A 7434-nucleotide genomic window follows, 5' to 3' on the forward strand; every position below is an offset into this window, starting at 1 on the left:
ATCCACGCCCCGCCGCCGCAGTCGCCGAGGAGATGACCCCAGCCGTCCGCCCTCCGCCAGCTCTCCAGGTCGGTGCCGATCGCGATCAGCCCGGTGCCGCCGGCCACCACCGCGCCCGCACGCGGACCGAGCGCGCCCGCGTAGGCGGTGACCGCGTCGGCGGCCAGCGCGACCCGGCGCACACCGAGCTCGCGCCGCAGGGCCGCCGGGAGTTCGGCGCGCAGCTCGTCGCCCAGGCTGGCGAATCCGGTGGCTCCGACGGCGACCGCTTGCGGCGGCCCGCTCCCGGCGTCGCCGAGCAACTTCCGCGCCATGGGGAGCAGTTGCTCCAGCAGGTGCCCGACGTCGATCCCGCGCGGGCCGGTCCGCACCGGCTCCTCGGACACCAGCGGAGCCCCGACGGTCCTGCCCTCCGAGGCCAGCGCCACACGCAGCCCGGAGCCGCCCGAGTCCACGGCGAGCACGACGGGTGCCGGTCCATGGGCCGGGCTCCCTGCCCGGCGCCCACGGTGGTGTGGCATGTCCCCTGGACGCAACAAGGCCCTCCTTTTTGTGACCTTTGTGGCCTTCGTGACCTCTGCGACCTCTGTGACGGGGGAGCGCGCTCCGCTCCACCGGCTTGAAGATCAAGACGATCCGACGCGGAGGAAGAGTAGCGCCGGGAGGCGGTCCCCTCCAGGCATACCTCTCTGTGTGCGCGGGGCCCCGGTGCGTACCAGTAGAGTGACGCGCCGTGGCACCACGACCCTTGCATGAACTTGTTGAAGCAGGCTGGGCGAAGGCTCTCGAACCTGTGGCCGAACGCATCGCCGCCATGGGGGACTTCCTGCGAGCCGAGATAGCGGCCGGCCGGACCTACCTTCCCGCCGGGGCGAACGTCCTGAGGGCGTTCCAGCAGCCCTTCGACGACGTCCGTGTCCTGATCGTCGGCCAGGATCCCTATCCCACGCCGGGGATGGCCATCGGGCTGAGCTTCGCGGTCTCGCCCGAGGTGCGTTCCCTGCCGGGCAGCCTGGAGAACATCTTCCGCGAGATGCACTCCGACCTGGGGCTGTCCAGGCCGTCGAACGGGGATCTGACCCCGTGGGCCCAGCAGGGCGTGCTTCTGCTCAACAGGGCGCTGACTACGGCTCCCCGCAAGCCCGGCGCACACCGGGGCAAGGGCTGGGAGGAGGTCACGGAGCAGGCCATCCGGGCGTTGGCCGCACGCGGCAAACCGCTGGTGTCGATCCTCTGGGGGCGTGACGCGCGCAATCTGCGGCCGTTGCTCGGGGACCTTCCGGCGATCGAGTCCGCCCATCCCTCCCCGATGTCGGCGGACCGGGGTTTCTTCGGCTCGCGCCCCTTCAGTCGGGCCAACGATCTGCTGCTGCGGCAGGGCGCGCAGCCGGTGGACTGGCGACTGCCGTAGGCCATGTGTGGGGCGAGGGCTTGGGGGCCGGACTAGGGCGTCGGCTGCCGTACGGACGAATAGAGGTACTGGCCCTTTCCGAGGGGCTGGTCGTCGACTTCGCCCCGCCACAGCAGGACGCCGTGCCGCCGCTCCCAGCGTGCCGCGCAGGCCGCCCGGGTCAGCCACGGCGGTGCGAACAACAGGGGGTAGAGGGCGAACGCGCGGTCCCACAGGAGAGCGCCGGCCAGGGCCGAGACCACCAGGAAGACGAAGAGGGGTCCGTTGACGCCGCCCCGAAGCTCCGGACCCGGTGCGGGCAGGACTGCGTCAGGGTTTTCCAGGGGGCGGGCAGTCTCGAACTCCCGCCCCTCACCCACCCACTTCAGCCGAGAACAGGTGAGCAGCCCGAACGCCGATCCCAGTACGCAGAGGAGGGCGAAGAAGGCGAGAGCCTTGCCGATACCGGCCTCGAACTCCGGAACTCCCCGCACGCCGACGGTCACGGCCGAGCTGACAGCCGCCGCACACAGGGCAACAACGGAGCACAACACCTCGTAGCGTACGTATCGGACCACGATGCTCCCCCTCGGCACCCGAATCCGGCACCCGAATCGGCACCCGAATCCTGGATCCGAACCTGGCATCCCGGCGCCAATCCCACTATGGCACCGAACGCGCGGGATGTCCCGGCCTGAGGTCCCGCGCACCGAGAACGCCCGTGGTCTTCCGTCGTCTCACGGTTCGCAGGCGAGTGGGGCGGGAGCAGGAGCAGAGCGATGTCGTCGGTGTGCCGGTCGACGGGGCGGGCGTGGTGGACCAGCCCCACCGTCCAGCCAGGGCAGCGACAGCTACGGCTGGGTGCCCTGTGCGACCGCGGGGTGAGCGCCCGTATCGAGGACCCGGGCGATGCGCCGCGCCCCGAAGGCGATGTGCCTGCGCTCGTGGAGTGTGAGCTGGTCCGGACGGTGGGGAGGCCACATCAGGAGCAGCGCGCCCCGGCAGTCGCGGGCACCTCTGAGCGGGGCGACCGCGAACGCGAGCCGAAAGGGGACGTTCTCCGCCACGCGCGGATACGAACGCACATCACGTCCAGGCCCAGCACCGCTCCCACCGGGTCCAGCAGATAGACGCCTCCGGCCGCGGCACCCGTACGGTGCACCGCCGCCGTCAGCGCCTCGCCCAGCGGATCGACCGCCTCAGGCAGTTCATCTCTTTGGTGTATCCCGCCAGGGCCTTGGAACGGGCCAGCAGGCTCACGTCGGCGTCGGCGCGTTTCAAGTGCCATGATCGCGCCCGCTCACTTCGCGCGGCACCTCACGCCCATGTGGCGGGACGGTACGCCCGCACGGCGGCTACGGCATGGGGAGCGGACCGAGCGGGAAGGGGGCCGGAGGCATGGGTGCCCGTGGTCCCGTGACCACGAGTGCGACGTCGAACACGTGAGCTGCCAGGCGATAGACTTTGGCCTCGCCGACCGCGTGTACAGCTCGCGCCCGGCTATATCCGGACCGGCAGACCAACGGACGGCACAACAGAGCAGCGGCGGGGGAGCACGATGCTGACGGGCGCGATCGGCAATGTCCTCATCGGACTCCTCACCAGCTGTCTGAGCGGCCTCGCGGTCTGGCTGTGGCACCGCGGCAAGCACGGCCGCGACTTCCGGATCAGGGCGCGTGTGATCGGCGCCCGTCCCGGTGACACCTGCCTGATCGTGATGAACAACAAGTACGACGCCCCGGGCAGCACCCACCATCACGACGTCCAGGCCATGATCGAGACGGCTGTCCTCGCCCGCGGCCTGAACTGCGAGGTCGAGGTCGTACGCAGTGACGACTTCCAGGGCAGCAACGAGAACAAGCCGGAGTTCTGCATCGGCGGCCCGCTGTCGGGGTCGAACGTGAGAAGCGCGGGCCATATCGCCCACAGCCTCCCGGGCGTCTCCTTCGCCCCCTTCGACCACCCCGTCCATCCCCTCGCCATCAGGGCGGGCAGCGAGCACTACGGCTGGGACCGCGGCAACGACGAGTACGCCCTCATCGCGAAGTTCACCGTCCCGGGAGGCATACGCCCCGTCATTCTCATCGGCGGACAGAGCGCTTTGGGCAACCACGCCGCCGCGTACTATCTGCGCAGTTCCTACCGGCACATCGCGCGCGTCGTCTCCTCGACGGAGCGCTTCTGCCTTCTCGTCAAGATCCGCTCGATCCGCACCTACGGCATTCACGGCGCGGAACTGGAGCGCGACATCACCTCGGTGGCCTTCTCGACTCCGAACTGAACGGACAGGCGGACAGGCGGGCTGGCGACCGGCCGGCCGGTAGGCCCGCCCGCCTGTCCGGACATCCGCTCCAGCCCATGAGTGCCTCGGTGACCTGACGGGTGGTCTGGGCGGTGACCCGGGGATCGACGGCGGCATGGGAGGTGTACGCGCTCAGGGCGGCCCGGCTTCCGGCGTGACCGGGCAGTGCCTAGGCCATGACCGCCGCCCGTACGCACAGGACGTCCGGGAGATGCGACGCCAGCTGCTGCCAGCTGTCGCCGTCGTCCGCCGACGCGTACACCTCGCCGTTGCGGTTGCCGAAGTACACGCCCGCCGGGTCCGCGTCGTCCGTGCACATGGCGTCGCGCAGCACCGTGCCGTAGTGGTCCTCCTGCGGCAGCCCCGCCGACAGTGGCTCCCAGGTCTTGCCCGCGTCCGCCGTACGGAAGACACGGCATCGCCGCCCGGCCGGGACACGGTCCGCGTCGGCGTTGATCGGGAAGACGTACGCGGTGTCCCCGCGGTGCGGATGGGCCGCCGCGGCGAACCCGAACGTGGACGGCAGGCCCTCGCCGATGTCCGTCCAGTGCGCGCCCGCGTCGTCGCTGCGGTACACACCCCAGTGGTTCTGCAGATACATCCGGTCCGGTGTCACCGAGTCCCGCGCGATCTTGTGCACACACTGGCCGAACTCCGGGTTCGGATCCGGCAGGAACACCGCCGAGACACCGGAGTTGGAGGGGGACCAGCTCGAGCCGCCGTCCCCGGTGCGGAACACACCGGCGGCGGAGACGGCGACCGTCATCGCCCGCGGGTCGCGCCGGTCGGTGAGGATGGTGTGCAGGCCCTCACCGCCGCCACCCGGTACCCACTTGTCCCGCGTGGGGTGCTCCCACAGCGGCCGTACGAGCTCGAAGCTCTCCCCGCGGTCCTCCGAGCGGTACAGGGCGGCCGGCTCCGTGCCCGCGTAGACCACGTCCGGTTCGGCCGCCGACGGGTGCAGCTGCCAGACCCGCTCCAGTGAGGCGCCGGTGTCCTTGGGGAACTTCACGGGCGCCTGGGCGGGCTCCGTCCAGGTCCGGCCCAGGTCGTCGGAGTGGAAGACGGACGGGCCCCAGTGCGCGCTGTCGCCGCCCGCCAGCAGGCGGGGTGTCTCGGTGCGGGTGTCGATCGCGACCGAGTACACGGCCTGCGCGTTGAAGTACGGACTCTCGTCGAACTCCCAGGCGCCACCGCGCCGGCGCCCGATGAACAGACCCTTGCGTGTGCCTACGGTGAGCAGGATGTCGGCCATGCCGACCACCTCCGGGACGTCGTTGTCTCAGTCACCGGTCAGTCTGCACCCCACCACTGACAGTCTCCCTCGTACAGGGCGTCGCCGCAGGTCAGAGCGTGTGGCTGACGGCGAACGAGCGCACCCGGCGGCCCGCCGTGCGGGCTCCCCGAGGGCGCTGCCGGTGTCTTTGGCGACCAGGTGGTTCTCGGCCTTCCGGCCGGAGTGACGGAATCGTCATGAGCATCGGGGAGACCGCCCCCGTATGGGAGGGCGGTCTGGCTTGTCTGTGCGTTCGTGAGGAGGGTGCCTCGATGGCGGCATTCCGAGGTCCGAAGGTGTGGTTGTGGCGATGGCGGCGGAACCCGCTGCGACGCCGCAGCGACCGGCTGGAGGCATGGGTGGTCCTCGCGGCCTGGACCCTCACCGTTCTCGGCGGGGTGGCCATGGGGATGGTGGCTTCGCGGTCCGTCGAGAACAACCTCGCCCAGCAGCGCGTCGAGTGGCGCCCCGTGGTGGCGCGGCTCACCGAGGCCGCCCCGGGCACGGCCGCCCCGTCCGGTTCCACGGCCGAGCGCGTGTGGGCGGAGGTCCGCTGGACGGCGAGGGACGGCTCCGTGCACACCGGCCAGGCCCGGGTCGCGCCCGCCAGTGAGATGGGCACCACGGTCACCGTCTGGACGGATACCGAGGGGCTCATGGTCACCAAGCCGGCCACGGAGTCCGAGGCCCGTCTGCGAGCCTCCCTGATCGGTGCCCTGGTGGGCGCGACCGCGGCGGGCGTCCCCTTTGTGGGCGGACGCCTCGTGCGCGGCCGTCTTGAGCGCCGGCGCATGGACCAGTGGGACGAGGAGTGGGAGCGCGTCGGCCCCCAGTGGGAGCGCAAGACCTGGTAGCCGCGGAGGGCCCGAGGCGACGCGACCGAAGCGCCGCCGGCGGCCCCTCCACGCTCCCGAGTGCCGCGCTGTGATGGCTACCCGGCCTCCAGTACCGCACGGCAGGAACGCAGCAACCGCTCGTCGTTGACGATGTCGTGGCTGCCGTGACCGCCGGAACGCGCCGTATGGCGCCGCGGAGTGGCGAGCTCCGTCCGGAGCAGGTCGTGGGCGGGCGCCGCGGCGCGCCCCGGCTCGGTGAGGCAGGCCGTGATCGTGCCGCGGGTGTACGGGTTGCCCTGCCATGCCGAACCGAGCACGGGCAGGGCCGGCTCGGCGTCCCCGGAGATCTCCCCCAGGGCACACGCCGCCGCCGTCCGCTCCCACAGGTCGTCGGACGCGAGCATCAGGCGCAGCTTCGGAAGCATGGAGCCGGCCGCCGCCCCCCCCATGAGCCCAGGGCTTCGGCGGCTGTCTGCCGGGCATGGGCTTCTTCGGCCGCCAACTCCCTGGTGAGAAGCGGCAGTACGGTGTCGGCGTCCCCCTCGATCGACCAGAGCGCCACGGCTGCGGGACCCCGAACTCCCCGTCCAGCAGCCCCCGCAGCGTGCTGAGCGCGCGCGAGTGTGCACCACGGCACTGACAACGACCGAGGGCGGCCGTACGAAGCCGCCGTGAGGCGCTTCGCACAGCCGCCCGAAGCCGGTTCGGATCCGGCCGGACCCGGACCCGGCCGGAGCCGAGTGCGCCGGGAGTGCGCTGGACTCAGCTGTACTTGATGTCGGACGTCGCGTACTTGCAGTACGTGCCGTCAGGCCCGGAGCCGTTCGTGGGCGGCTCCGCGCCCGTGTTGTTCCCGATGTACTTCTGGCAGGGGATGATCTTCTTGCTGGTGTCCCCCACGATGGTGATGTTCCTCAGGGTCGCGCTGTCGCCGTAGTTGGTGTTGATGCCGGCGATCCGGCCGCCCTTCCAGGCCACCTCGATGGTGTTGAGGTTGATCGTCCGCTTGTACTGCGTCTTGCAGTTGCCGCACGACCGGACGAAGGTGCCGAAGTTCTTCACCGCGAAGTTGGAGATGTTCAGCGTTCCGGCGCCGTTGAACTGGAACACCTTGTCGCTGGCTTCCTTCGCGCCTCCGCCGGAGACGGTGTAGACGCTGGACGACGAGGAGCCCCGGAAGGTCGCCGCGTCCTCGCCGACGTCCTCCCACCAGACGTTCTGCAGCGTGCAGCTGCCCTTGCAGTGGATGCCGTCCGCGGCGGGGGCACCGATGATGACGTTCTTCAGCACGGCGCCGTTGGCCAGTTCCAGGATCGGCCCCTGGTCCTCGTCCTGACCGCCGCTGCCCAGGTCGCCGGTGCCGTAGAGGCGCTTCATCCCGTAGTCCTTGGTGCCGGAGACCGGGATGGTGGCGGGGACGCCCTCGCTGCCGTTCGCGGTGGGCCAGGTGGCGGCGCTCGCCGGAGCCGCACCACCTGTCATGATCATGCCAACCGATAGTCCGAGTGCGGCCAGCGCGCCGGTGGCCGCGCGCCGGAGGGTGCGCGGACGTACTGGTGAAGTCATGTCCCGATTCCTTCTTCCAGTGAGCGGTCGGATCGTGGGGGGAGTGGTGCGTGGGGGGTGTGGG

The 7434-nt window shown here is 70.9% G+C and carries 8 protein-coding genes and 1 pseudogene; 3 read left to right on the plus strand and 6 right to left on the minus strand.

Features of this window, described 5'->3' with window-relative positions:
- Nucleotides 1–521 (minus strand): annotated as a pseudogene (locus tag FNH04_RS37440) (ATPase); the annotation flags it as partial.
- Between the two features lie 212 nt (nucleotides 522–733).
- Between FNH04_RS37440 and FNH04_RS37445 the strand changes: the two are divergent.
- Complete coding sequence (locus FNH04_RS37445; protein ID WP_322724978.1) at nucleotides 734–1411, plus strand: uracil-DNA glycosylase; 678 nt, start codon at nucleotides 734–736, stop codon at nucleotides 1409–1411.
- 32 nt (nucleotides 1412–1443) lie between these two features.
- On the opposite strand, the gene FNH04_RS37450 is transcribed toward FNH04_RS37445, so the two are convergent.
- Both FNH04_RS37450 and FNH04_RS37455 read right to left on the minus strand, forming a co-directional pair.
- Nucleotides 1444–1968, minus strand: a complete 525-nt coding sequence (locus FNH04_RS37450) for a hypothetical protein (RefSeq protein ID WP_152790295.1) — start codon at nucleotides 1966–1968, stop codon at nucleotides 1444–1446.
- A gap of 273 nt (nucleotides 1969–2241) precedes the next feature.
- Nucleotides 2242–2457, minus strand: coding sequence for a hypothetical protein (locus FNH04_RS37455; RefSeq protein WP_152790296.1), 216 nt, complete (start codon nucleotides 2455–2457; stop codon nucleotides 2242–2244).
- Nucleotides 2458–2948: 491 nt separating this feature from the next.
- Here FNH04_RS37455 and FNH04_RS37460 point away from each other — a divergent pair, with 491 nt between their 5' ends.
- Complete coding sequence (locus tag FNH04_RS37460; RefSeq protein ID WP_228031837.1) at nucleotides 2949–3671, plus strand: hypothetical protein; 723 nt, start codon at nucleotides 2949–2951, stop codon at nucleotides 3669–3671.
- 190 nt (nucleotides 3672–3861) lie between these two features.
- Here the strand turns inward: FNH04_RS37460 and FNH04_RS37465 are convergent, their stop codons facing one another.
- Nucleotides 3862–4947, minus strand: coding sequence for a WD40/YVTN/BNR-like repeat-containing protein (locus FNH04_RS37465; protein ID WP_152790297.1), 1086 nt, complete (start codon nucleotides 4945–4947; stop codon nucleotides 3862–3864).
- A 293-nt stretch (nucleotides 4948–5240) separates the two neighbouring features.
- Here FNH04_RS37465 and FNH04_RS37470 point away from each other — a divergent pair, with 293 nt between their 5' ends.
- On the plus strand, nucleotides 5241–5822 hold the full coding sequence (locus FNH04_RS37470; protein WP_152790298.1) for an Rv1733c family protein: 582 nt from the start codon (nucleotides 5241–5243) through the stop codon (nucleotides 5820–5822).
- Between the two features lie 77 nt (nucleotides 5823–5899).
- Here the strand turns inward: FNH04_RS37470 and FNH04_RS37475 are convergent, their stop codons facing one another.
- Nucleotides 5900–6208, minus strand: a complete 309-nt coding sequence (locus FNH04_RS37475) for a hypothetical protein (RefSeq protein ID WP_194236944.1) — start codon at nucleotides 6206–6208, stop codon at nucleotides 5900–5902.
- Nucleotides 6209–6566: 358 nt separating this feature from the next.
- Nucleotides 6567–7370 carry a pectate lyase gene (locus FNH04_RS37480; protein WP_152790300.1) on the minus strand — a complete coding sequence of 268 codons (804 nt, stop codon included), beginning with the start codon at nucleotides 7368–7370 and terminating at the stop codon, nucleotides 6567–6569.
- Nucleotides 7371–7434: the final 64 nt, after the last annotated feature.

This window comes from Streptomyces phyllanthi (genome assembly GCF_009377205.1).
In the GTDB taxonomy this organism is placed as follows: domain Bacteria; phylum Actinomycetota; class Actinomycetes; order Streptomycetales; family Streptomycetaceae; genus Streptomyces; species Streptomyces phyllanthi.

What these genes read in the sequence shown, in the direction of transcription:
- FNH04_RS37460 (WP_228031837.1), top strand. Translation starts at nt 2,949, where the DNA reads ATGCTGACGGGCGCGATCGGCAATGTCCTCATCGGACTCCTCACCAGC.
- FNH04_RS37465 (WP_152790297.1), bottom strand. Translation starts at nt 4,947, where the DNA reads ATGGCCGACATCCTGCTCACCGTAGGCACACGCAAGGGTCTGTTCATC.
- FNH04_RS37470 (WP_152790298.1), top strand. Translation starts at nt 5,241, where the DNA reads ATGGCGGCATTCCGAGGTCCGAAGGTGTGGTTGTGGCGATGGCGGCGG.
- FNH04_RS37475 (WP_194236944.1), bottom strand. Translation starts at nt 6,208, where the DNA reads ATGCTCGCGTCCGACGACCTGTGGGAGCGGACGGCGGCGGCGTGTGCC.
- FNH04_RS37480 (WP_152790300.1), bottom strand. Translation starts at nt 7,370, where the DNA reads ATGACTTCACCAGTACGTCCGCGCACCCTCCGGCGCGCGGCCACCGGC.